General features: G+C 32.5%; 23 protein-coding genes. 2 read left to right on the top strand and 21 right to left on the bottom strand.

The genetic code is table 11. The features are described 5' to 3' along the window. Positions 1 to 41: 41 nt before the first annotated feature. Genes pknB through NR218_RS01790 form a run of 6 tightly spaced genes read right to left on the bottom strand, consistent with a single transcriptional unit; the run spans position 42 to position 6,625 of the window. Positions 42 to 2,066, bottom strand: a complete 2,025-nt coding sequence (pknB, locus tag NR218_RS01815; protein ID WP_265883226.1) for a Stk1 family PASTA domain-containing Ser/Thr kinase — start codon at positions 2,064 to 2,066, stop codon at positions 42 to 44. Further along, positions 2,063 to 2,806, bottom strand: coding sequence for a Stp1/IreP family PP2C-type Ser/Thr phosphatase (locus NR218_RS01810; protein ID WP_087436520.1), 744 nt, complete (start codon positions 2,804 to 2,806; stop codon positions 2,063 to 2,065). The genes pknB and NR218_RS01810 overlap by 4 nt, the downstream gene beginning before the upstream one ends. Before the next feature lie 5 nt (positions 2,807 to 2,811). Continuing rightward, positions 2,812 to 3,906 carry a 23S rRNA (adenine(2503)-C(2))-methyltransferase RlmN gene (gene rlmN / locus NR218_RS01805; protein WP_265883225.1) on the bottom strand — a complete coding sequence of 365 codons (1,095 nt, stop codon included), beginning with the start codon at positions 3,904 to 3,906 and terminating at the stop codon, positions 2,812 to 2,814. A 1-nt stretch (position 3,907) separates the two neighbouring features. Beyond that, positions 3,908 to 5,215: a 16S rRNA (cytosine(967)-C(5))-methyltransferase RsmB gene (gene rsmB, locus NR218_RS01800; protein WP_265883224.1), complete on the bottom strand. Its 1,308-nt coding sequence runs from the start codon at positions 5,213 to 5,215 to the stop codon at positions 3,908 to 3,910. Then, positions 5,212 to 6,144 (bottom strand): methionyl-tRNA formyltransferase, encoded by a 933-nt coding sequence (gene fmt, locus NR218_RS01795; protein WP_025987215.1) that lies wholly within the window; start codon positions 6,142 to 6,144, stop codon positions 5,212 to 5,214. Before fmt ends, rsmB begins: the two co-directional genes overlap by 4 nt. After that, on the bottom strand, positions 6,137 to 6,625 hold the full coding sequence (locus NR218_RS01790) for a peptide deformylase (RefSeq protein ID WP_019835572.1): 489 nt from the start codon (positions 6,623 to 6,625) through the stop codon (positions 6,137 to 6,139). Before NR218_RS01790 ends, fmt begins: the two co-directional genes overlap by 8 nt. A 176-nt stretch (positions 6,626 to 6,801) precedes the next feature. On the opposite strand from NR218_RS01790, the gene NR218_RS01785 reads away from it, so the two are divergent. Beyond that, complete coding sequence (locus NR218_RS01785) at positions 6,802 to 7,005, top strand: TM2 domain-containing protein (protein WP_145435905.1); 204 nt, start codon at positions 6,802 to 6,804, stop codon at positions 7,003 to 7,005. A 59-nt stretch (positions 7,006 to 7,064) separates the two neighbouring features. On the opposite strand, the gene priA is transcribed toward NR218_RS01785, so the two are convergent. The 4 genes from priA to gmk form a co-directional block, all read right to left on the bottom strand. Beyond that, positions 7,065 to 9,473: a primosomal protein N' gene (gene priA, locus NR218_RS01780; RefSeq protein ID WP_265883223.1), complete on the bottom strand. Its 2,409-nt coding sequence runs from the start codon at positions 9,471 to 9,473 to the stop codon at positions 7,065 to 7,067. Then, positions 9,473 to 10,681 carry a bifunctional phosphopantothenoylcysteine decarboxylase/phosphopantothenate--cysteine ligase CoaBC gene (gene coaBC, locus NR218_RS01775; RefSeq protein ID WP_265883222.1) on the bottom strand — a complete coding sequence of 403 codons (1,209 nt, stop codon included), beginning with the start codon at positions 10,679 to 10,681 and terminating at the stop codon, positions 9,473 to 9,475. The genes priA and coaBC overlap by 1 nt, the downstream gene beginning before the upstream one ends. A gap of 257 nt (positions 10,682 to 10,938) precedes the next feature. Further along, positions 10,939 to 11,151: a DNA-directed RNA polymerase subunit omega gene (rpoZ, locus tag NR218_RS01770; protein ID WP_002448867.1), complete on the bottom strand. Its 213-nt coding sequence runs from the start codon at positions 11,149 to 11,151 to the stop codon at positions 10,939 to 10,941. Further along, entirely contained in the window at positions 11,151 to 11,774 is a 624-nt protein-coding gene (gmk, locus tag NR218_RS01765) for a guanylate kinase (protein WP_002448723.1), read from the bottom strand. Before gmk ends, rpoZ begins: the two co-directional genes overlap by 1 nt. A 158-nt stretch (positions 11,775 to 11,932) precedes the next feature. Here gmk and NR218_RS01760 point away from each other — a divergent pair, with 158 nt between their 5' ends. Beyond that, positions 11,933 to 13,636: an Rqc2 family fibronectin-binding protein gene (locus NR218_RS01760; RefSeq protein WP_019835569.1), complete on the top strand. Its 1,704-nt coding sequence runs from the start codon at positions 11,933 to 11,935 to the stop codon at positions 13,634 to 13,636. Positions 13,637 to 13,697: 61 nt separating this feature from the next. Here the strand turns inward: NR218_RS01760 and NR218_RS01755 are convergent, their stop codons facing one another. From NR218_RS01755 to NR218_RS01705, 11 genes are all read right to left on the bottom strand, one after another. Then, positions 13,698 to 14,102 carry a VOC family protein gene (locus NR218_RS01755; protein ID WP_017174564.1) on the bottom strand — a complete coding sequence of 135 codons (405 nt, stop codon included), beginning with the start codon at positions 14,100 to 14,102 and terminating at the stop codon, positions 13,698 to 13,700. 319 nt (positions 14,103 to 14,421) lie between these two features. After that, positions 14,422 to 14,646 (bottom strand): hypothetical protein, encoded by a 225-nt coding sequence (locus NR218_RS01750; RefSeq protein ID WP_231103763.1) that lies wholly within the window; start codon positions 14,644 to 14,646, stop codon positions 14,422 to 14,424. A 14-nt stretch (positions 14,647 to 14,660) separates the two neighbouring features. After that, positions 14,661 to 15,269, bottom strand: a complete 609-nt coding sequence (gene pyrE, locus NR218_RS01745; RefSeq protein WP_017174562.1) for an orotate phosphoribosyltransferase — start codon at positions 15,267 to 15,269, stop codon at positions 14,661 to 14,663. Between the two features lies 1 nt (position 15,270). Beyond that, the gene (gene pyrF, locus NR218_RS01740; protein WP_017174561.1) at positions 15,271 to 15,963 is read right to left on the bottom strand and encodes an orotidine-5'-phosphate decarboxylase; all 693 of its coding nucleotides are present in this window, start codon (positions 15,961 to 15,963) and stop codon (positions 15,271 to 15,273) included. A 100-nt stretch (positions 15,964 to 16,063) separates the two neighbouring features. After that, a complete protein-coding gene (gene carB / locus NR218_RS01735) occupies positions 16,064 to 19,237 on the bottom strand; it encodes a carbamoyl-phosphate synthase large subunit (RefSeq protein ID WP_017174560.1) in 3,174 nt (1,057 codons plus the stop codon). Next, the gene (locus NR218_RS01730; protein ID WP_017174559.1) at positions 19,230 to 20,336 is read right to left on the bottom strand and encodes a carbamoyl phosphate synthase small subunit; all 1,107 of its coding nucleotides are present in this window, start codon (positions 20,334 to 20,336) and stop codon (positions 19,230 to 19,232) included. The genes carB and NR218_RS01730 overlap by 8 nt, the downstream gene beginning before the upstream one ends. Before the next feature lies 1 nt (position 20,337). After that, a complete protein-coding gene (locus NR218_RS01725; protein WP_017174558.1) occupies positions 20,338 to 21,612 on the bottom strand; it encodes a dihydroorotase in 1,275 nt (424 codons plus the stop codon). 2 nt (positions 21,613 to 21,614) lie between these two features. Beyond that, a complete protein-coding gene (locus NR218_RS01720) occupies positions 21,615 to 22,508 on the bottom strand; it encodes an aspartate carbamoyltransferase catalytic subunit (RefSeq protein ID WP_017174557.1) in 894 nt (297 codons plus the stop codon). 25 nt (positions 22,509 to 22,533) lie between these two features. Further along, on the bottom strand, positions 22,534 to 23,847 hold the full coding sequence (locus NR218_RS01715; protein WP_019835566.1) for a uracil-xanthine permease family protein: 1,314 nt from the start codon (positions 23,845 to 23,847) through the stop codon (positions 22,534 to 22,536). 224 nt (positions 23,848 to 24,071) lie between these two features. Next, on the bottom strand, positions 24,072 to 24,599 hold the full coding sequence (pyrR, locus tag NR218_RS01710; protein WP_017174555.1) for a bifunctional pyr operon transcriptional regulator/uracil phosphoribosyltransferase PyrR: 528 nt from the start codon (positions 24,597 to 24,599) through the stop codon (positions 24,072 to 24,074). A 267-nt stretch (positions 24,600 to 24,866) separates the two neighbouring features. Further along, the gene (locus tag NR218_RS01705) at positions 24,867 to 25,784 is read right to left on the bottom strand and encodes an RluA family pseudouridine synthase (RefSeq protein WP_017174554.1); all 918 of its coding nucleotides are present in this window, start codon (positions 25,782 to 25,784) and stop codon (positions 24,867 to 24,869) included. Positions 25,785 to 25,795 lie beyond the last annotated feature (11 nt).

The raw sequence follows: 25,795 nt of genomic DNA, 5'->3' as shown, positions 1-25,795 counted from the left end.
ACTTATCATTACTATCTTACTCTCGTTCTGATATTTGAAATTTATTCGTAGTCAATATCTTTATCTGCAATAACATTGTCATCTACTTCAATCGTATATCCAGCAGGATCACCTTGTTCAATTTTTAATGGAATAGTAATGATCTTATCTTTGTGAATATTGTATGTTTGACTTACCTGTGTACCACTATTATTTTTATCTCTAATATAAATCTTTACCTTTTGACTTTCTCCATCATTTCCAGTATACGGAATATGATAAGTTTCCGTATAATTTTTTACGCTTGTCGTATGAGTATCTTTCTTATCATCAGAAGAATCTGAGTCCTTTTTTGAATCTTCTTTTTTATCTTTACCCTTAGAAACCATCAATTCTACTGTACTTCCTTCATTTACTTCAGTCTGCTTTGGAGATTGTGAAATAATGATATCCTTATCTTTAGTATCACTATTAGTCGTCTTAACTTGTACGTTTAGACCCATCGACTCTAATTCTTTTTTAGCATTTTGATAGTTTTTATTTTCATAGTCTTTGACGTAAACTTTTTTTACACCTAACGATTCAGTCAGTACAATATGATGATCGTTAAGTTTCACCGATTCATTAGGGTTAATATTTTGCTTGAAAATATATCCTTTTGGCATTTGACTATTATATTCTTGATTAATTGTCACATGATTTAATTTATGATCTTTAAGTTTTTTTATAGCATCTTCTTTTTTAATCCCGATCACATTAGGCATATTTATCTTTTCTGGGCCTTTTGATAACACAACATCTACTTTTTCTTGTTGGTTAACACGTTCTCCTGCTTTAGGATTGGAGTTAATAATTTTATTTTCGGGATAGTTATCATTATATTCTCTAGATATATGTCCTATTTCTAAATGCGAAGCTTTTAATACTTTTTCTGCTTCTTTTTCAGTTTTACCCGTTAAATCAGGCATTTCTGTATATTTATCACTAAGCATGCCCCAAGCGATAAACCCAATCAAACTTAATAATAAAAGCGCTAAAATAAAAATAATAGCGAACTTTTTCTTTTTAGAACGTTTTTTACGTTTAGATGTGTATACATTATTTTCGCTTGCTTGAAATTTATGATGATTGATAATAGGAATTTGCATCGTTTGCGCTATATCTTTTTTATGAGTTTCTTCGTCGAGTTTATTTTTTATTTCTTTTTTATCAATGGGTACTGTTTGAGTTGTATCACTTATACGCGTATGCTTTTCTTCATTTAATCTGCTTGTAACAAGCACACTACTCAAATCATTATACATTTCTTCTATCGTTTGATAACGATCTTTAGGATTTTTTTCAGTCGCCTTAAGTACCACATTACTTAAAGATTGTGGAATATTTGGATATTTTTCAGTAATATTAGGAACCGTTTCTTGAATATGTTTAATAGCAATACTTACAGCTGTCTCTCCACTAAAAGGTGGTTCACCAACTAACATTTCATACAACACTATACCAATTGAATAGATATCGGTTGTTTCATTCGTTTTATCTCCTTTAGCTTGTTCTGGAGATAAATATTGAACCGTTCCAAGCACATGATTTGTTTGAGTCATTGATGTCTCACTTAACGCTTTTGCGATGCCGAAATCAAAAATTTTTAAGATTTTATCTTTATTAATTAGCACATTTTGAGGTTTAATATCTCTATGTATAATACGTTGCTCATGCGCTTGTTTTACTCCATTTAAAATTTGCTTAATAAAATCAATAGCTGTTTCTATATTCAATGGACCATGACTATGTATATACTCAGATAGTGTCGGCCCATCAATATATTCCATAATAAGATAGAAATTATCATCATCTTCTTCAACATCATATACTTCCACGATATTTTCATGAACAATTTGTGTAGCACTATTTACCTCTCTGTAGAAACGTTTCATAGTTTCATCTTTTTCGCTTTGGGGAATAGAAATTGCTTTAATAGCCACTTTACGTTCAAGTATAGTGTCTTCAGCAAGATAAACCATACTCATTCCTCCGCCACCAAGTTTATCTAAGAGTTGATAGCGATCATTAATTAGCTTGCCATTCATACATTATTACCCTCAATTTCAGCTAATAGTACACTCACATTATCTTTAGATTGATGATCTAAGGCAGCTTGTATCAGTGCTTCTCCAAGTTCATTTAATGATGTAGACTGATTCATTAACATTTCTATTTCATGATTTCTTACATAATCTGACAGTCCATCAGAATTAAGTAATATATAATTATAGTAACTGATGCGTTTTGTAAAAATATCAGGACTTACTCGTCGATCGGTACCCATTACTTTAGTAATTATATTACGTTGAGGATGATTAAACGCTTCTTCTTCAGTAATTTGTCCAGTCATAAGCAAATGATTAACAAATGAATGATCATATGTAATCTGTTCAATTTCTCTTGAATTAATCACGTATGCTCTAGAATCACCAATATTTGCTACTACAATTTTATTATCAAATATGAGGGCACATACACACGTTGTGCCCATACCACGATATTCTTCATTCGTTGTAGCATATTCAAATAATTCGAGATTAATATCTTTTAATGTTTGACTTAACCATGATTCAGCTCGGTCTAATTCAATAAAATTTTCTTTTTCAAAATAGTCTTGTAATTGATTAGTAACAAATTGACTTGCAACTTCACCTGCTTTATGACCACCCATTCCATCACACAACACTAACAATTGTTGATGTGTTTGGTTATAAAATATACCTCCCGCGTCTTCGTTCTTTTCTCGATGTTGTCCAGTATCTGTGAAAAACTGTGCGTTAAGCATGATGATTACCTCGTTTCTACTTGTCGTTCCTTAGCTCTTAATTGTCCACATGCTGCATCTATATCTGAGCCTTGTTCTCTTCTAATTGTTGCATTGATGCCTAAACGTTTCAATTCTTTTTCAAATTTAAAAATATCATCTTTTGGTGTTTTAACATAATTACGTTCAGGAACATGATTGACTGGTATAAGATTTACATGACAGTTTAAATCTTTAATTAAATATGCTAAATCTCTTGCATGTTCAAGTTGATCATTTACGCCTCCAAACAATCCATATTCAAATGTAATTCGACGATTCGTTTTTTCTTGATAATATTTAATTGCTTCCATTAATTTTTCAACATTATACGCTCTATTAATTGGCATTAATTTTGAACGAATTTCATCTTTAGCGGCATGTAAACTTACTGCAAAATTAATTTGAATTTGTTCATCAGCAAAATCATAAATACGTGGGATAATTCCTGACGTTGATACTGTAATATGTCGCGCTCCAATGTTTAAACTATTATCATCATTGACTATTTTTAAAAAGTCCATCATTTCATCATAATTTTCGAAGGGTTCACCAATTCCCATAATAACAATTTGTGATACACGTTCATTAGTAGCATCAAGTGCTTTTTGAACTGTAAGTACTTGAGATACAATCTCGCCAGCCTCTAAGTTACGCTTTAAACCACCTAAAGTTGAAGCACAAAATGTACAACCAATTCGACAGCCAACTTGAGTCGTTACACATACAGAATTACCGTAATCGTGTCTCATTAATACCGTTTCAATAGTATAACCATCTTGTAATTCAAATAAAAACTTAATTGTTCCATCTTTACTTTCTTGTTTAACTACGGTAGTTAACGTTGTCATAACAAAGTTATCTTTTAACAATTGTCTTAAGTCTTTAGATAAATTAGTCATCTCATCAATAGTGTCTACACGCTTTTGATATAACCATTCAAAAATTTGTTTAGCTCTAAATTTTTGTTGTCCGTGCTCAACTAACCAATTTTGCATTTCATCATATCTTAACGAATATATTGATTGTTTTTCAAAATTTGGTAAAAATTTATTTTTTTTCTTTTTTTCAGCAGTTATCATCTTAACTTTCCTTTCTTTTTATTTTAGTAATGAAAAAGCCATCTGAATTAAAGTCTTGTGGCAAAATTTGTAGTGTTTTTACTTTTTCACCAGTAATAGGATGCGTTATCAATTCAAATTCAAAATCTTTATTTTCCTTTAAAAATGTATAAATTACATTTTCATTTTCCATTTGTTCAATTGTGCAGGTTGAATAAATAAGTGAACCGCCTGGTTTCAAGTTATGTTTAACATTATCTAATATACTTAATTGAATTTCTACAAGATCATTAATACTATCCTTAGATTGTACATATTTAATTTCAGGCTTATGTCTTAATACACCTAATCCACTACAAGGTGCATCTACTAAAATTTTGTCATATAGTTCTGAATATGGTTGTGTTGCATCATGGTCGAAAGTGGACACATTCTTTAATTTTAACTTTTTGATATTTTCTTTAATTAAACCAATTTTATGCTTATAAATATCTGTAGCATCTACATGGCCTGTGGATGCTAGTAATTCTGCCATATGACAAGCCTTACCGCCAGGAGCACTGCATGCATCTAATATGGTATCGTCTTTTTGAACATCCATTAAATACCCTACTAACATTGAACTTTTATCTTGGATGGAAATAAGTCCATCTTTAAAAGCTCGAGATTCAATCACTGGTTTACCTGTAAGGTGTAAACAATATGGAATGAGTTGATCAATATCCACATGATAACCTTCTTGTAAAAGCTCCTTACTTATTGTTTCAACATCCGTACGACTTGTATTCACTCTTACTGTACTTGCAGATTGTACTAGAAATGATTTTGCAATCTTATGTGTCGTTTCTATTCCGTAATGTGTAATCCAATGCTCAATAATCCATCTTGGTATACTATACTCAATCGTCATACGTTGCTTTTCATTCTTAATTGTTTCCAATGTCGGTAAGTCACTTTTAAATATGTGACGAAGTATAGCATTAACAATGTTCCCATTGTGCTGGCCACCTCGACGTTTAGCAATATTAACTGCTTCATTTATAATTGCGTGATTAGGTATTTTATCTAGGAAGACATATTGATATAAACTCATCCATAATAATTGACGTACCCAACCTTTAATTCTAGTCTTAACAAAGGGTTTTAAATAAAAATCTAAAGTCATTTTACGCTTTATTGTTCCATAAACTAATTCTGTAAACAATGCTTTATCGACAGTTGCAATATTATATTGGTTAATGACTTCGTTAATTTTTAAATTGCTATAAGCATTATCGTTTAAAATATCTTGAATGGTATGAAATGCAAGGTCTCTTACTGATTGTGTCATACTAATTTAGTCCCCACTAATGAATCTTGTACACCGCTTAAATATTGAGCAGCAAGCATTCGTTTTTTCCCAGATAATTGAATATCTGTTAATGCAATAGCATCCAAAGAGCCAGTTCCTACAATAATTGCAGTCTTAGTGATTTCTATAATTTCACCTGGTTCTCCGTTTTTTCCTTTTTCAATATGAGCTTGATATAGTTTTAAATTTTTATCATTCATAGTTGTATAAGCCACTGGCCATGGTGATAATCCGCGAATATGATTGTGTATCTCTTTAGCGCTTTTAGTCCAATCGATACGTTCGTCTTCTCTGCTAATATTAGACGCAAACGTTGCTTTTGAATCATCTTGTGGAATACTTTCATTTGAACCATCTATAATAGAAGGTAATGTTTCTTTTAATAAATCTGCACCTAAAAAGCTTAATTTATCGTGCATTGATCCTACATTATCATCATCTTCAATGTCGATGGCCTTTTGAGAAATAATATTACCTGCATCTAACTTTTTCACCATATACATGATTGTAATACCCGTTTGTGCTTCACCATCTATAATGGCTTGGTGAATAGGTGCTCCACCGCGATATTTTGGCAATAATGAGGCATGTACATTTACAGCACCTAACTTAGGAAGATTTAATAGACTGTCAGGTAATAATTGTCCAAATGCTGCCGTTACAATTAAATCAGGATTTAAATCCATAAGTTCATTTAACTCATTAGAATCTTTTAACTTTTCAGGTTGATATACTGGAATATGGTATGTTTCTGCCACTTTCTTTACAGGAGGAGGGGTTAATACACGCTTACGTCCTACTGGTCTATCTGGCTGAGTAACTACTGCGATGACTTCATGTTCAGCGATTAACATCTCTAGTACTTTTGTTGAAAAATCTGGTGTTCCCATAAAAATTATCTTACTCATTGTCAAAATATGCCTCCACTTCTTTTTCAGTCAATATTTTTGTAGCACGTTCGGTAAATGGAATACCATCTAATTGATCAATGATGTGCAGTATCATTCTAGCCACATCATCATAAGCAGTTAATTCAATCTCGTGACCTTCTAAATCATTTGCTTCTACAGTTATCATTTTACTACGTTCTACCTCCCCAAATACATTAGGAAGATTAACCGAACCTTCTAAATCAATGATTTTCTCATTAGATTCTATTTTGATTTTAGGATTGATTAATTGCAAGAGTCCTTCTGCTTCCATGTCAATTATAGCAACACGTTGACTTACACCAATTTGTGGCGCTGATAAAGCTGATGCTTCTTCAGAATATAAAGTGTCTTCAATATCTAATAATAAACGTTTTAAATTTTCATCAAAAGTTGTTATCTTTTTTGCTTTTTTAGATAAAACAGGATGAGTCGATGGAACTAATTTCTTTATTGCCACTTAGAACGCCTCCCGAAAAAAATTCATCATATTATTATAACGTAATTCAATTTAAAATGCGACCTTAGTCTTATCTTCACTCTTCTCAGATAACTTTAATTGCTTTTAATTTTTTTCATATCTAAAATAATTATGAAGACAATTAATATATTAAATAGACTAAGGAGGTATAAAGAATGGAAGTCAATAAAGTGATTTACATTATCCTAGCTATCTTTTTAGGTGGCTTTGGCGTACACAAATTTTATGCTGGTAAAATGATGTCTGGTCTTCTTCATTTATTATTCTGTTGGACAGGAATTCCTCATATTATTGCAATCATCAGTGCGATTCTGACATTACTAAGACCAGCAGATGAAAATGGAAACGTAACAATGTAACATGTAAATACAAAAAGAGTTACACCACGCAGTTAAACGCAAACGGTGCAACTCTTTTTTTACATTAATATTTGAGGATTGATATCAATCTTTAATGATAATTTATCTTTAATATATGCTTCATGATAATAATCATCTAAGTACTGTAATGCATGAATTAATTCTGGCTCACTCTTGTATTTAACCAATATTTGAAAACGATGTTCGTTATTAATTCTAGCAATTGCCGCTGGAGAAGGTCCAAGTACGAGTGCTCTTTCTGAAAGATGTTGCAGTAAAATTTGATGTACATGTTTAGCAGCTTCCATTACTTTTTTCATATTTTTATGCGCAATAGTAAAATTAATTAAATAATAATAAGGTGGATATTTACCTAATTTTCTAAATTGCATTTCTTTATGATAAAACGTTAAATAATCATTTTTTTGAACATCTTCTATTGCATAATGAGTTGGATTATATGTTTGAATAATCACTTTACCGGGTTTTTCATGACGACCAGCACGACCTGAAACTTGTGTAAGTAACTGATACGTTCTTTCACTCGCTCTAAAGTCGGGCAAATTTAACATTGTGTCGGCATTAAGCACACCAACTAATGTTATATTTGGATAATCTAAACCTTTTGCAATCATTTGTGTGCCTAATAAAATATCGCCTTTTCCCTTTTCAAAATCAGTCAATAGCTTTTCATGTGCACCTTTTCTTGACGTCGTATCTACATCCATACGAATAATACGTGCCTCTTCAAATTCTTGTTGTAAAATTTCTTCTACCCTTTGTGTACCTGTACCAACCTGTCTGATATGCGGGCTTTCACAATTAGGACACAGGTTAGGAGGCAAGTCTTGATAGCCGCAATAGTGGCATTTTAGTTGGTCTGTCGTCTTATGATAAGTTAACGAAATATCGCAATGTGGACATTGTGGAACATATCCACAATCTCGACATAACATAAACGAAGCATAACCCCGTCGATTTAAAAATAAAACGATTTGTTCATTTTTATTCAGTCTATCTTGAATCGCTTGTCTTAATTCTTCTGAGAACATGGAACGATTACCTGAACTTAGTTCTGCTCTCATATCAATGATATCTATTGAAGGTAAAGCTTGTTGATTAACTCTTTCAGGTAAAGTAAGTAATTGATATACATTTTTTTCTGCCCGTGCATAAGATTCAAGACTTGGTGTCGCACTTCCTAATACTAATGGACATTGATGAAATTGACTTCTCCATTCTGCTATGTCTCTAGCATGATAACGTGGATAATCTTCTTGCTTATATGTTGATTCATGTTCTTCATCAATAATAATAATGCCTAAGTTTTTAAATGGTGCAAAGATACTTGATCTCGCACCTACGCTTACACGTGCTCTTCCATCTCTAATTTTTTGCCATTCATCATATCGTTCACCATTTGACAAACCTGAATGTAAGACAGCTACATCATCACCAAAACGTCGCTTAAAGCGTAAAACCATTTGTGGTGTCAGCGCAATTTCTGGAACAAGCATCATGGCTTGTTCATCTTTTTTTAATACTTCTTCAATGGCTTGCAAGTAGACTTCAGTTTTACCTGAACCTGTGATGCCGTGTAATAAAAATGTACGTTGTGCGTTGTGATCTATTTTTTCTTTAATTTGTTGAAATGCGTTATTTTGATCAGGGGTTAACATTCGTTTTTCTTCTTTTTCAAAGATACGATTTGCAAAAGGATCTCGTTCAATTTCAGCATCATATTTTTCAAGGAAACCTTTTTTGACGAGACCCTCTATACTTGATTTAGAAAACCCCATTTCTTCAAGTTCTTTTAAAAATACATTTCTATGATGTTCTTCTAAAAGATAAGCATACACATCATATTGTTTTAATTTCTTTTCTAGTAAAGCTAATATATCATCTGGATTGTATCCTTCAACAACTCGTACTGCACGCTGTGTTTTTCTTTTTGTATGTTGAGATAATATGGTTTCTTCTTCTATTAAATGTTGTTCAAGTAAACGGTTTAATATATTTAAATGATTATTTTTTTGCGCATCTTTATACTTATAATATCCGTTGTTATCAAAATATTTTAATATATCTTCTTCAATATCATTGTGACGGACTATTTTAAATACTTTAGTGTATTTTGCTTTAATCGCGCTTGGAAGCATTGCCTCTAACACAGAAATGCGTTTTGAAATATGATAATGACTCAACCATTCACTTAATTGGATAAGTTCAGGTGTTAATTCTGGTCGAATATCTCTAATTTCTTTAATTGGTTTCAATTTATCTATATTGACATCTTCACTTGGTTGTTGTTGTATATCCATAACATATCCTTGAATAGTACGTGGACCAAACGGTACAACAACTCTTACACCCACTTTTATAAAATCTTTTAAATGGTCAGGTACGAGATAATCGAATTTAAAATCAACACTCTTAGAAGGAATATCTACAATGACCTTCGCAATCATTATTGCCACCTAGTTTCCAGTTCATCTAAAATTTGTTGTGCAAGTTGCACTTTCTTTCCTTTTTTTATATTAATACGTTGTCCATCTTTAAAATGCATAGTGAGTTCATTATCATCAGATTGAAATCCAATGGTCTGATCTCCTACATTATTCGAAATAATGACATTCGCATTTTTACGTTTTAATTTATCTTGTGCATAAGCATTAATATTTTGGGTTTCAGCTGCAAATCCGACCAAATATTGATGTGTTTTATGTTCACCTAAATATTTCAAAATGTCCTTTGTTCGCTTAAAAGTGACAGAAAGATTGCCATCTTGTTTTTTCATTTTATGATTCAATACATCAGCCGGCGTATAATCTGAGACGGCTGCTGCTTTAACAACAATATCTTGTTCTTCATATCGACTTGTAACTGCATTAAACATTTCTTCTGCACTTTCTACATGAATGACTTCTACATTCTCTGGATTATCAAGTTGCGTTGGTCCTGCCACAAGCGTCACCTTTGCACCTCTTTTAGCTAAAGCTTCTGCAATTGCATATCCCATTTTTCCAGAGGAACGATTAGATACAAACCTTACTGGATCAATTACTTCAATTGTAGGACCTGCAGTAACTAAAGCATGTTTCCCTTCAAAAGAAGTATGAGATATGTGTGATAGTTCATTCTTATCTTTAAAATAATCATTTATGATTTTGACAATTTGAAGAGGTTCCTCCATACGTCCCTTTGCAATGTACCCACATGCTAAAAAACCATCTCCAGGTTCAATAAAATGATATTCATCGTCTTTTAATACAGAAATATTATGTTGCGTACGTTTATTTTCATACATATGAACATTCATAGCTGGAGCAATAAATTTAGGGGTTTCTGTAGCAAGTAGCGTTGATGTGACGATATCATCAGCAATACCTACACTTAATTTGGCAATAGTATTAGCAGTAGCAGGTGCAACAACGATACAGTCTGCCCAATCACCTAATGCTATATGTTGAATGTCTTCAGGGTTTTCTTCAATAAATGTATTGGTATATACAGGGTTTCTACTAATGGCTTGAAAGGCTAAAGGTGTAACAAATTCTTGTGCATGATCAGTGAGCATTACTCTTACATCATAATTCGCTTGCGTAAGTTTACTAGTTAAATCAATTGCTTTATAAGCAGCAATGCCTCCTGTAACAGCTAATAGAATGTTCTTCATGATTCGACTCCTTTAGTTATATTTATAGTCTTCACTTTTAAATTTATTATACACAACTAAGATGAAAAACTAAAAACACGGGAGTAGAACAGATTTTTAATTCACTGTTCTACTCCCGCAAGATTAACTGATTCTAAAAACGCTTATATAAGTACATTTTCAATTGAATCAGAGATTGCAAAAATGTTTAAAAGTCTGAAACACATGGTAACTTATATTTCAGAACAACAACTTAACTGATAACGAAATAATTTTATTTATGCTTGAAACTCTTCAGGTACAACAGGTGAAATTTTTCCGCTTGCAATTTCTTCTAGTGCTTCACCCACAGGTTTTGCTGAATGATAACCATTTAGTAATGCAGTTTCAGGCTTTTCGTCTAATTCACGTGCACGTTTAGCAGCTGTTGTTGCAATTAAATATTTTGAATTAATTTGTGATTGTAATTGATTTAACGGTGGGTTTAACATTATTTCTTTGCCTCCAATAACATTTTTCTATATATCGCTTCAACGCGTTCTCTTTTTAAGTGCTCGGCTTCTACAATTGATTGAATTCTTTCTTTAGCCAAATGAACTTCATCATTAACAACGACATAATCGTAAAGATTCATCATTTCTACTTCTTTACGTGCTTCATTTACCCTACTTTGAATCTTTTCATCTGTTTCTGTACCGCGACCAATAAGACGTTCTTTCAAATGATCTAAGCTTGGCGGTGCAAGAAAGATAAATAATGCGTCAGGAAATTTTTTTCTTACTTGTTTCGCACCTTCAACTTCAATTTCTAAAAACACATCATGACCTTCAGCCATTGTATCTTTAACATATTGTACGGGTGTCCCATAGTAATTTCCTACATATTCGGCATATTCAATAAATTGATCTTCTTGAATTAATGCTTCAAATTCTTCTTTCGTTTTAAAAAAGTAATCTACACCGTTAACTTCTCCTTCTCGCATTTGACGCGTAGTCATCGAGATTGAGTATTTATATGATGTAGTTGGATCGTCAAATATCTCTTTACGAACAGTTCCTTTACCTACTCCTGAAGGACCTGAAAGAACAATTAGTAATCCTTTTTCATTATCCATGCCTTACGACCTCTCTAAGCTATTCTTCTATTATTTAAATATGATATCACATTGTTGTTTACGTTGTATAGAGTGTACTAGGATAAACTTAACTCATGACGCTCTATTGTTACCATGTTACAATATAATGAATGACAAAACTGAAGGTGGAAAAAATTATGGCTTATGATGGCTTATTTACAAAAAAGATAATAGAATCACTACAATTTTTAGTAACAGGTAGAATTCACAAAATTAATCAACCAGAAAATGACACAATCATTATGATTATTCGTCAAAATCGTAAAAACCATCATCTATTGTTATCTATTCATCCCAATTTTTCAAGAATGCATCTCACCAATAAAAAGTACGACAATCCCTTTGACCCACCAATGTTTGCACGTGTCTTTCGTAAGCATTTAGAGGGAGGTATTGTTAAATCAATACGACAAATCGGTAATGATCGTAGAGTAGAAATTGACATTGAAAGTAAAGATGAAATTGGCGATACGATATATCGAACAGTGATATTGGAAATCATGGGTAAACATAGTAATTTAATACTAGTAGATGATCAATATAAAATTATAGAAGGCTTTAAACACTTGACGCCAAATACAAATCAGTATCGTACAGTGATGCCTGGTTTCAAATATGAAGCTCCTCCTACTCAAAACAAACGAAATCCATATGATATTTCAAGTGATGAGGTGCTCAAATTCGTTGACTTTAATGCCGGAAAAATTGCTAAACAATTACTCAATGCGTTTGAAGGCTTTAGTCCTCTAATTACAAATGAAATTACAAATCGTTACCAATTTATGAATCAAGATACTCTTCCTCAAGCTTTTGAAGAAGTGATTGACCAAACATTAAAAGTACCCGTACCAGTATTTCATAAAAATCATGAAACAGGTAAAGAAGATTTCTATTTTATGAAATTAAAACAATTCTCGGATGATATTGTTATCTATGATTCGTTACATGATTTATTAGATCGTTATTATGATGCTAGAGGTGAGCGAGAACGTGTAAAACAACGTGCGAATGATCTAGTACGCTTCGTACAACAACAATTACAAAAATATCAACACAAGTTAAGTAAACTTATAGACGAATACGAAAGTGCTAAAGATAAAGACACACAACAATTATACGGTGAACTCATTACTGCTAATATTTATCGTATTCAACAAGGTGACGCGTCTATAAACGTTCTAAATTATTATACTAATGAAGAAGTAACGATTCCATTAGACCCTACTAAATCACCATCTGTGAATGCTCAATACTACTATAAGCAATATAATCGAATGAAGACACGAGAAAAAGAACTCGATCTTCAAATTGCTCTTACACGTGAAAATATTGACTATTTTGCCAATATTGAACAGCAATTAGAACATATTACAGTTGATGAAATTGATGACATTCGTGATGAATTGGCAGAACAAGGATTTATGAAACAACGTAAAAATACTAAAAAGAAAAAACAAGATAAAATCCATTTACAAACATATATCTCTTCAGATGGAGACACGATTTTAGTAGGTAAAAATAACAAGCAAAATGATTATTTAACAAATCGTAAAGCTCAAAAATCACATATATGGTTCCATACTAAAGATATTCCAGGTTCGCATGTTGTCATTTTAAATGATGCACCGAGTGAGACTACGATAAAAGAGGCAGCAATGCTTGCGGGATATTTCTCTAAAGCTGGAAATTCTGGTCAGATACCGGTAGACTATACAGAAATCAAAAATGTCCATAAACCTTCTGGCGCTAAACCAGGATTTGTCACATATGATAATCAAAAAACGTTATATGCAACACCTGATTATGACCAAATCCAGCGTATGAAGCAGGATAAAAATTAAAAAAATAAAAATCCGTAGATGCTTTTTTTAAGTCATCTACGGATTTTATATATCATAGTGTCTATTTTTCTGGTAATGCAAGTTGGAAACTTACTCCAAATTTATCTTGCACCCATGCAAACTCACGAAATGGTGGCATAGAAGTTTTAGGCATCAGTATAGCACCTTCTTTTTTTAGACCATTAAATAAACGTTCCATTTCCATAGCATCTTCAACAGTGATATATAAAGAGATGGAAGGATTCATTGGTAATTCTTCACCATTATCGGCATCTATCGCCATGAATACTTGACCATTTAATGTGAAAATAGAATGTTGAACTGTCCCAGGTTCTCCAGGACCATCTTCTCCGTATTTTACCATTGTTAAAATCTCACTGTTTTTAAATAAGCTTGTATATAAATTGACTGCTTCTTCAGCTTGATTATTAAACATTAAAAATGGTGTTACTTTAGGTATTTCCATTGTAATCCTCCTATAATTTATAATTAATGTCTATTTTAAACTATTTTTAAAAATAATAAAAAGTTAGCTATTAAGAACTTTGAATTAAAAGTAGCTTTAATTTTGAAAACTTTCCATAAACAGTTAAAATTAAATAAAAGTATAATAGGAGGCATTTAATATGATGCATTATATTCTACCACTATTAGCAATGGTCATCGTTTTATTAATCGGATGGGTGTTAATTAAAATCTTTATACGTTAAGTTAATTATAGATTGATATAAAAAGATACATATAAATATGTTGATTCATATTTATATGTATCTTTCTTTCTATATTTAGATTTTATCTTTTTGACGTAAACGTGCTTTGGCTTTTTTAAAGAAGTCACTTGTATGCTCAAAAGATTCCATTTGTGCGTGATGCATATGTTTAATACTTTCTTTAATAGTTAACACATGTGCTGTTTGTTTAAATTCTTTTTCACTGTATAAAAATTGATTCACATGTTTTAACTGATTATAAAATGCATTATTATCTTTGTCTTTAGACAACTTTATCACCCTTTAAGCGAAACTTAGAGATTATCGCGCCAATCCACTAATGTTTGAATATCATTTTCTGAAATTTTGCCTTCTTCTTTAGCTACTTCAATAAGTTCATTATAATTACTTAGCGTATAGAATGGTAGATTCGCTTGTTTGAACATGTCGTCTGCTTTAGCTAGACCATAAGTAAAGATTGCAACTACACCTACGACTTCAGCCCCTGCTTCTCTTAAAGCTTCCACTGCAGTAATTGACGATCCCCCTGTTGAAATTAAATCTTCCACGACAACGACTTTTTTATTTTTACTTTGTGCGCCTTCAATTTGATTTTGTTTACCATGACTTTTACTTTTAGATCGTACATAGTTCATTGGTAAGTTTAGTTTTTCAGAAATATAAGCAGCATGTGGAATACCAGCAGTTGCTGTTCCTGAAATAACCTCTACATTATCAAAATGTTCTGTAATAAGTTCACTTAATCCATCACGAATGTCTTGACGTACTTTAGGGTAACCTAATGTAATACGATTATCACAATAGATAGGTGATTTTATGCCTGAACTCCATGTGAATAAGTCATTGGGTGATAAACTTACTGCTTCAATATCTAATAATGATTTTGCTATGTGTTTTGACATATTAACTTAACCAACTTTCCTTTATTTTTGTATAACTCTCTTGTGGATGCTCACTTTGAGTTATTGGACGACCCACTACAATGTGAGTTGAACCTAATTGTTTCGCGTCTTCTGGAGTTGTAATACGTTTTTGATCATTCACCGCTGCACCTTTAGGTCTGATACCAGGCGTCACCTTTAAAAAGTCAGAACCTAGAGACTTTGTCAGTAATTTAGCTTCTAATGGTGAACATACTACGCCATCTAATCCTGACTCCTGCGCTAATTTTGCATAATTCAACACTGCTTCTTCAATAGACGTTTGGATATTTTGTTCTTGATGTAGCATTTCTTCAGTCGTTGATGTTAATTGAGTCACTGCTATTATTTTAGTAGTTTCATTATATTTACGTAACCCTTTTACAGCATGTTTCATCATTTCAGTTCCACCAGCAGCATGCACGTTAACTAAATCAACATTTAACTTACCTAAACCCTCCATAGCTTTTTGAACTGTATTAGGAATATCGTGTAACTTAAGGTCTAAAAATATATCATGTCCACGTTCTTTTATTTTCTTAATTAAAGCTGGTCCAGTTTGATAATATAATTCCATTCCTACTTTTACAAAAAGTGGTTCATCAAATTGATCTAAAAAATCAAGAACATGATCCTCAGAATCAAAATCTAAAGCTATAATTGGTAAATCTCTCATTCATTAAACTCCTTTAAATAACTCACTTTTATTTTAAAAAGAAGCGACTTGTGCTTAAACATAAAGCAAGTTAACACATAAGTCGCTTATAATTACGGCATTACATATTTCTCATTGAAAATGTCATACTTTCAATGACATTTGTTAATGCACTTGCAGTATCTAATGAAGTTAAACATGGCACTCCGTTTTCTACAGTAGTACGTCGAATTTGGAAGCCATCTCTTTCAACTTCTTTACCTTTTGTCATTGTGTTAATAACAATTTGTACATCCCCATTTTGGATACGTGTTAATAAATCATCTTCTCCACCGATTTTACCAACAACTTCAACAGGGATATTGTGCGCTTCTAATTTTTGTGCAGTACCTTGTGTAGCTAAGATTTTATAACCTACTTCATTTAAACGGTGCGCAATATCAACGATTTCTTCTTTATCTTTATCACTTACTGTCATTAATACGGTACCATGATCTTTTACTTCTACACCACTACCTGTTAAACCTTTATATAAAGCTTTTTCAAGTGTTAAATCTTTACCCATCACTTCACCGGTAGATTTCATTTCAGGTCCAAGTGTCACGTCAACATTTTTTAATTTATTAAAACTAAATACCGGTGCTTTAACAAACACACCCTCTGAATATGGTTGAATACCTTGTTGATAGCCTAAATCTTTAAGTTTTGTGCCCATTATCGCTTGCATGGCAAGTTGTGCCATTTGAATATCAGTAATTTTACTTAAGAAAGGCACTGTACGACTTGCACGTGGGTTAACTTCTAATACATACACACCATCATGTGCAATAACGAATTGAATATTGATGAGACCCACAATGTTTAATCCTTTAGCTAATTTAATTGTATAATCTTCGAGTGTATTTATTTCTTCATCGCTCAATGTTTGTGGTGGATACACTGCAATTGAATCACCGCTATGAACACCTGCACGTTCAATGTGCTCCATAATACCCGGAATAATAACTGTTTCACCATCAGAAATTGCATCGACTTCTATTTCTTTACCTGTTAAATATCTATCCACTAATACTGGATGTTCTGGACTTGCTTTAACAGCTTGTTCCATATAGTCTTCTAATTCTGCATCACTATTTACAATTTCCATGGCACGGCCACCTAATACATAAGAAGGTCGTACAACTACTGGATAACCAATTTCACGTGCATTTTCTAATGCTTCTTTAGGAGAAGTGGCTGTTTTACCTTTAGGTTGTGGCACATCAATTTTTCTTAAAAGTGCTTCAAATTCTTTTCTATCTTCTGCACGATTTAAATCTTCTAATGATGTTCCTAAGATTTTCACACCATGTTTAGCTAATTTATCAGCTAAATTGATTGCTGTTTGACCACCAAATTGAACTACTACACCTTTAGGTTGCTCTAAATTAATGATATTCATTACATCTTCTTCAGTTAGCGGTTCAAAATATAATTTATCTGAAATTGAAAAGTCTGTTGATACTGTCTCTGGATTATTATTAACAATGATTGCTTCATATCCGGCATTTTGAATTGCCCAAACTGCATGCACTGTCGCATAATCAAACTCTACACCTTGTCCGATACGTATTGGTCCAGAACCTAATACTAAAATTTTCTCTTTATCTGTAACTATAGATTCATTTTCTGTTTCATATGTTCCGTAATAGTATGGTGTAGATGATTCAAATTCTGCTGCACACGTGTCTACCATTTTATACACAGGTTTAATATCATTATCTTGACGTAATTGATATACTTCTTCTTCAGTCATATCAAAGCGATGAGCAATCACTTTATCACTGAAACCATAATCTTTTGCATATTTAAGATATTCTAAGTCTCCTGGATGCGCTTTAAGTTCATGTTCAATATGAATAATATTAAGGAATTTATTTAAGAAGAAATAATCAATTTTAGTCATTTCATGAATTTCTTGTAATGATGTGCCACGTCGAATCGCTTCACCAATAAAGAATAAACGCTCATCATCTTGATGACTAATACGTTCTTTAATGTAGTCTAAGTCATAACTTTCACCGTTTGGTAAACCAAGATGATGGACACCATATTCTAATGAACGAATCGCTTTTAATAATGATTCTTCATATGTACGACCAATAGCCATCACTTCACCAGTAGCCTTCATTTGTGTTCCTAATTCACGTTCACCTTTTTCGAATTTATCAAATGGGAAACGTGGAATTTTTGAAATGACATAATCAAGTGTTGGTTCAAACGCAGCATAAGATGTTCCAGTTATAGGATTTAGCATCTCATCTAATGTTAAACCAACCGCAATTTTAGCCGCTAATTTAGCAATTGGATAGCCTGTTGCTTTTGATGCTAGTGCAGATGAACGAGACACACGTGGATTAACTTCAATAATGTAATAATTTAATGAATATGGATCTAAAGCCAGCTGTACATTACAACCACCTTCAATACCTAAAGCACGAATCACTTTAAGCGATACATCACGTAACATTTGGTATTCAACATCTGATAGTGTCTGACTAGGAGCTACAACAACTGAATCTCCGGTATGGATACCTACTGGGTCAATATTTTCCATATTACATACTACAATGGCATTGTCATTTTTATCACGCATCACTTCATATTCAATTTCTTTATATCCTGCTATTGATTTTTCAATTAAACATTGAGTCGCTGGACTATAATGTAATCCATTACTTACAACTTCTTTTAATTCTTCATCATTATGACAGATACCACCACCAGTACCCCCCATTGTAAAGGCAGGACGTACAATTAATGGATATCCTACTTGTTCTTTGAATGCAAATGCTTGTTCTACAGTATTTACTATATCACTTTCAGGTACCGGAACATCTAATTCATTCATCAATGATCGGAATAATTCTCTATCTTCTGCTTGTTGTATAGATTCTAATTTTGTACCTAATAACTCTACATTATTTGCTTTTAATACACCGCTATCATGTAATTGTATTGCCATATTTAAACCTGTTTGTCCACCTAATGTAGGTAATAATGCATCAGGTTGTTCTTTACGAATGATACGTGCAATAAAGTCATGAGTTAAAGGTTCAATATATACTTTATCTGCAATTTCTTTATCAGTCATAATGGTTGCAGGATTTGAGTTTACTAAAATAACACGGTATCCTTCTTCTTTTAAAGCAAGACACGCTTGTGTTCCAGCATAGTCAAATTCTGCAGCTTGTCCAATAATAATAGGACCTGAACCAATTACTAAAATCGTTTTAATATCGTCACGTTTAGGCATTCGTTTTACTCTCCTTTTTATTATCTTTAAAATCTCTCATCATGTCTAAGAACTCATCAAATAAGTAATTTGAGTCACTTGGGCCTGGTCTTGCCTCTGGATGATATTGCACTGAAAAGGCTGGTAATGTTTTATGTCTTAATCCTTCAACCGTACCATCATTTAAAGCAATATGTGTCACTTCTAAATCTGTATTTTCTAATGAGTCTTTATCAATAGCATAACCGTGATTTTGACTTGTGATATCTACTTTACCTGTGCGTAAATCTTTTACAGGATGATTCGCACCACGATGTCCGAACTTCATCTTAAATGCTTTGGCACCTTGAGATAATGCAAATAACTGATGACCAAGACAAATGCCAAAGAATGGTATATTTCCTAAAACACCTTTAATCATATCTAAGGCAACATTAACTTCTTCTGGATCTCCAGGTCCATTTGAAAGCATGACACCATCTGGTGACATTGCTAATATTTCCTCTGCTGAAGTATCATAAGGTACTACAGTAACATTACATCCTCTTGAATTAAGCTCTCTAACAATATTTTGCTTTTTACCAAAGTCTAATAACACGACGCTTAAATCTGAGCCTGTTGATACATACGGTGTTTTTGTTGACACAGTAGTTACCTCATCACGAGGTAATTCTGCAGTTTTTAAGTTAGCTGCAAGTGATTCAATTTCCTCTTTATTGTCAGTAAATCCTGCTTTTAATACACCATATTTTCTAATTTTTCTAGTAATACTGCGTGTATCTACCCCTGAAATACCAGGAATTTGATATTGAACAAGCACTTCATGTAATGTTTTTTGTTTTCTAAAATTACTTGGATGCGTACTTGCTTCCTTAACCACTACCCCATTTAATGTAGGTGTAAGTGATTCAAAATCGTCTCTATTAATACCATAATTTCCAATTAAAGGATAAGTAAATGTAACAATTTGACCAGTATATGATGGATCAGAAATCGTTTCTTGATATCCAGTCATCGCTGTATTAAATACAATTTCACCGATTGATAATTGATCTGACCCTAATTTATATCCTTCATAATATGAACCATCTTCAAATACGAGATATCTACGTTCAAACATTTTACTTGTCCTCCTTAAATTTAACTTCACCCTCAACCATTGTTAAAACAGGGTTACCATATACTTTATATCCTATAAATGGTGTATTATCTGCTTTAGATAAGAAGTCTTCACCACGAATTTCTCTTTCTTCATCTAAATTGATGATTGTTAAGTCTGCATAGCTGCCTTCTTCTAATTTTCCATAAGGTAAATCAAATATTTGTGCTGGTTTAATTGTTAAGTAATCAACAAGTTGTTGTAATGACCAGTCTCCATTTTTAACAAAATGAGTATATAATAATGGGAAGGCTGTTTCACTTCCTACAATACCAAATGGTGCTTTTGTCATTGGCTGAGCTTTTTCTTCTTTGGCATGAGGCGCGTGATCTGTAGCAATACAATCAATGGTACCATCTAGTAATCCTTCTAATAATGCATCTCTATCTTCTTTACTTCTTAATGGTGGATTCATTTTAAAAATGGCATTATCACCTGGAACATCATCTTCAGTTAATAACAGATGATGTGGTGTCACTTCAGCAGTAACATGAATGCCTGCTGCTTTAGCATCACGAATTGCTCTTACACTTTCTTTTGTTGAAACGTGGCACACATGATAGTGACAATTTGCTGCTTCTGCTAATAAAACGTCTCGTGCAATTTGTACAGATTCACAAATGTTTGGAATGCCAGGAATACCTAATTCTTCACTACGTTTACCTTGATGCATTGCACCACCATAAATTAAGCTATTATCTTCACAATGAGCAACAACTGCTTTATTTAATTTTGCAGCTTGTTGCATCGCTTCATACATCATTGCTGACTCCTGAACACCTACACCATCATCTGTAAATGCAAATGCACCCTCTTTTGAAAGTGCTTCAAAATCAACATGCTCTTTACCAGCTTGACGAATTGTAATTGATGCATAAGGCAAGACACGGACTTGTGCATTTTCTTTAATTAATGATTGCAACTGATCCATGTGTTCTACTGTATCAGGTACAGGACGTGTATTAGGCATAGGACATACTGTTGTAAATCCTCCACGTGCAGCTGCTTTTGTTCCAGTTTCAATTGTTTCTTTATGTTCTCCACCTGGTTCTCTTAAATGTACATGCACATCTACTAGTCCTGGTGCTACAAACTGACCATTTGCATCAATGACTTCAGTACCTTCATCAATATTAATATTTTCATTCATTTCCTTGATATATTGTCCATCAATTAAAATTGACGTTGATTTAAGTTCACCATTGTCTAAAATTTTAGCATTTTTTATAAGTTTCATAATTATTCTCCTTTTCTTGATAAAAGTTTATCTATTACAGCCATTCTTAAATACATTCCATTTTCCATTTGTTTAAAGATTCTTGACTTAGGTGCTTCAACTAGTTCACTATCGATTTCTACGCCACGATTTACTGGAGCAGGATGCATCACTATCGCATCATCTTTTAAACGACGATACCTTTCTTTAGTTAACCCATATTGTTCATGATAATGATCAGCTTTAAAGTTTGCTTCATCAGTAATACCATGTCTTTCATGTTGAACTCTTAAAAGCATAATGATATCAACTTTATCAATCACATCATCAATATTTACATAGGGAGCATCTAATGTTTCATCTACCCATTCATTAGGACTTGAGAACATTACTTTAGCGCCAAGTGAGGTTAAACTTGTATAATTACTTCTTGCTACACGAGAATTTTTAATATCTCCACATATTAAAATATTTAATCCTTCAAACGTTTCGTATTCTTCATAAATCGTCATTATATCCAATAAGCTTTGAGTAGGATGCTGACCACTACCATCTCCAGCATTTGCAATCGGAATATTTAAATTTTCTAGTTCTTCGTAATATGCATTTTGAGGATGTCTAATGACTAATAAATTGACGCCAATACTCTCTAACGTTTTACAAGTGTCATAAAGTGATTCTCCTTTTTGTACTGAAGAAGTGCTTGTTTCAAAGTTAACTTGTTTCAATCCAAGATTAAGTTCAGCTACTTCAAAACTGCATTTTGTACGTGTTGAATTTTCAAAGAATAAGTTAGATACATATTTTCCTTCATACTGAGGGACAATTTCTTTTCCTGATTTAAAACGACTCGCTGTTTGAATAAGATTAAAAATATCGTCGTTTGTTAAATATTCCATTGAAAATAAATTTTTCATGACCTGCCTCCTAAAAGATCCTCTTTTATTTAATGTCTGATTCTTCTTTTTCTTTTGGCAAAATAAGATTTAATATGATTCCTGATAATGCTGCTAAAGCCATGCCTTCAATTTGTAGGTTCACACCAAGACTTTTTAAATTGATAAGTAAATTTCCAATACCAACTACTAGTACTACTGATGCAATAACTAAATTACGATTACTAGCAAAATCAACACGACTTTCTACCAACATTCTAAGTCCACTTGCTGCAATAATACCGAATAATAAGATAGATACACCACCCATAACTGGTGTAGGAATTGATGAAATTAAAGCTGAGAACTTACCTATAAATGATAAGATAATTGCAATCACTGCTGCGCCACCAATGACATAGATACTATATATTTTTGTAATTGCGAGTACACCAATATTTTCGCCATAAGTTGTACTAGGCGGTCCTCCAATAATACTAGCGAACATTGTTGAAACACCATCACCTATAATTGAACGATGTAAACCTGGATTTTCAAAGAAATTACGTCCTACAATTTTATTAATTACCATTTGATGGCCAATATGTTCACTGACTGTTACAAATACTATAGGCAACATGACTAAAATAAGTCCGATATGTATCGATGGAACATAATCTTTAAATGGTAAATATATATCTGGAAAATCTAGCCAACTGGCTTTAGCAATTGGTTTGAAATTAACAATGCCTACAAAAATTGACACAATATAACCTACAATAATTCCTATTAACACAGGAATAAGAGAAAGGAAGCCTTTAAAGAATCCTTGAACAATAATAGTTACTAGTAAAGTTACTAATGCTACTAATAAATAGCTTAAATTGTAACCCTTCATATCTCCTGAATTCTCATACATTGCCATGTTTACTGCTGTTGGTGCGAGACTTAAACCAATGACCATAATAACTGGACCAACAACAACTGGTGGTAAAAGATGCATCAACCAACCGGTACCACTTAATTTTATGAAGATACCAATAACGATATACATTACGCCACTAGCGAATAATGCGACAAGCATATCTCCTAAACTGTGTGTACTTAACCCCGTAATAATTGGAGTAATAAATGCAAAGCTTGAACCTAAATAGGCAGGTATCTTTGCTTTAGTAATTAATATATATAGTAATGTTCCTATCCCAGATGCTAATAATGCTGCAGAAATAGGTAACCCTGTTAAAAATGGAACAAGGACAGTTGAACCAAACATTGCAAATAGATGTTGTAAGCTTAAAAACGCCCATTGTGCTGGTTTTGGTTTATCTTTTACATCTAGTACTGGTTTGACAGTACGTTCAAACATTTGCTCATTTTCCATGAAATGTTCTTCCTTTCTAAAAAAGTCTCTTTACACTATGGTAAAGAGACTAAAATAAATTAATGAAATATTATAAAAAGCTTCTTTAAGTTTTTTATAACATGACATAGGAAAAGTATTTAATTTAAGTGAGACATATCATCTATCCAATTAATAAATACATTACACGCTCACCATTAAATACTTTACCTTTTTCAGTCTCTCGTACTGGTTTAAAAGGTTAGTTATTCAATTACTACTGCATTTCTATCATCTATTTCTTCAAGATAAACAGATACTGCTTCATCTTTTGCAGTAGGTATATTCTTTCCAACAAAGTCTGCTCTAATTGGCAGTTCACGATGGCCACGATCCACAAGGGCAGCGAGGCCAATTTTTATAGGTCGAGAATGTAATAAAATTGCATCTAAAGATGCTCTAACTGTTCGTCCAGTATAAAGTACATCATCAATAATGATCACTATCTTATCTGTAACATCTTGATCAATTTCAATGGCATCTTTAGTGATAGGCTTTTTCGAGTTTTCAATATCATCTCTAAAATGAGTAATGTCAATCGTACCTGTTGGAACTACATGATGTTCAATTTGTTTAATTTTTTCTTGAATACGACGTGCTAAAAATTCGCCTCTTGTTTTAATACCTAAAAGAACAAGTTGTTCAGTTCCTTTATTATATTCTAGAATTTCATGTGCTATACGTGTAACAGTACGTTGTATAGCTGCTTCGTCCATAATAATACGTTCTGACATGATTACACCTCTTAAAAGAAAAAACCTCATGCCTTTTACAAAGACATGAGGTTTAATGTATATAAAAATATTTTATATGATTCGTCTGATAACAATCGAACAATTAAAGTTAATCATATTTATATCATTAGTCACCCTGTCTTTTGAGCCTCTCTGGACTCTTTTTAAAAGACACTGTTTTGTTTAATTTTAACTGTTATTAGCTTAAATCTTTTTAGTTCATAAGTCAATATGCTTTCTTTTAATTTACGACTTTGTTCTCTAATTTTATGATTCTCTTAATCGAATATCTTCTAATAGCGATTGAAACTCTTGAGGTAACTCAGCATGACGTTCAATATATTCATGAGTGACAGGATGTTCAAAACCAATAACTCCAGCATGTAAAGCTTGTCCACCAATATCTAATGTTTTTCTAGGACCATATTTAGGATCTCCAACAAGTGGGAACCCAATATATTTCATATGAACACGAATTTGATGAGTACGACCTGTTTCTAATTGACATTCAATTAATGTATAGTCATTGAAATGTTCTATTACATTAAAATGAGTCACTGCTTCTTTTCCATCATCAACAACATCCATAGATTGACGGTCTTTTTTGTTTCTGCCTATTGGAGCATCAATTGTTCCATAATCATGAGGGATATTACCATGTACTAAAGCTGTATACTTACGCTTTACTGTTTTATCCATAAGTTGTTCTACTAGACCACGATGTGCTATATCATTTTTAGCTACCATAAGTAAACCAGACGTATCTTTATCAATACGATGAACAATACCAGGACGTATCTCTCCATTGATACCTGATAAATCTTTAATTTGATACATTAACCCATTAACTAATGTACCTGTATAATGACCTGGTGAAGGGTGTACAACCATGCCTTTAGGTTTATAAACAATGGCTACATCTTCATCTTCATAATAAATATCTAAATTGAGGTTCTCCGGTAAAATATCGGCTTCAACCACTTCTTTTTCAGTCACTTGAATCTCATCATTTAATTTAACTTTATAATTTGATTTGATTATTTTACCATTAACAGTGACTAAATCATTTTTAATCCAATCTTGAAGTTGACTTCTAGACCACTCACTATTGAAATCAGATAATAATTTATCAATACGCTGACCTACGAGTGCTTCGTCTTCTATTTTATATTCATACGTTTCCACTACGTGCCCTC

Source organism: Staphylococcus sp. SUC_1.2, assembly GCF_026222585.1.
The sequence above is the reverse complement of the archived record's forward strand: the minus strand, read 5'-3'. Positions and strand labels throughout refer to the sequence as shown.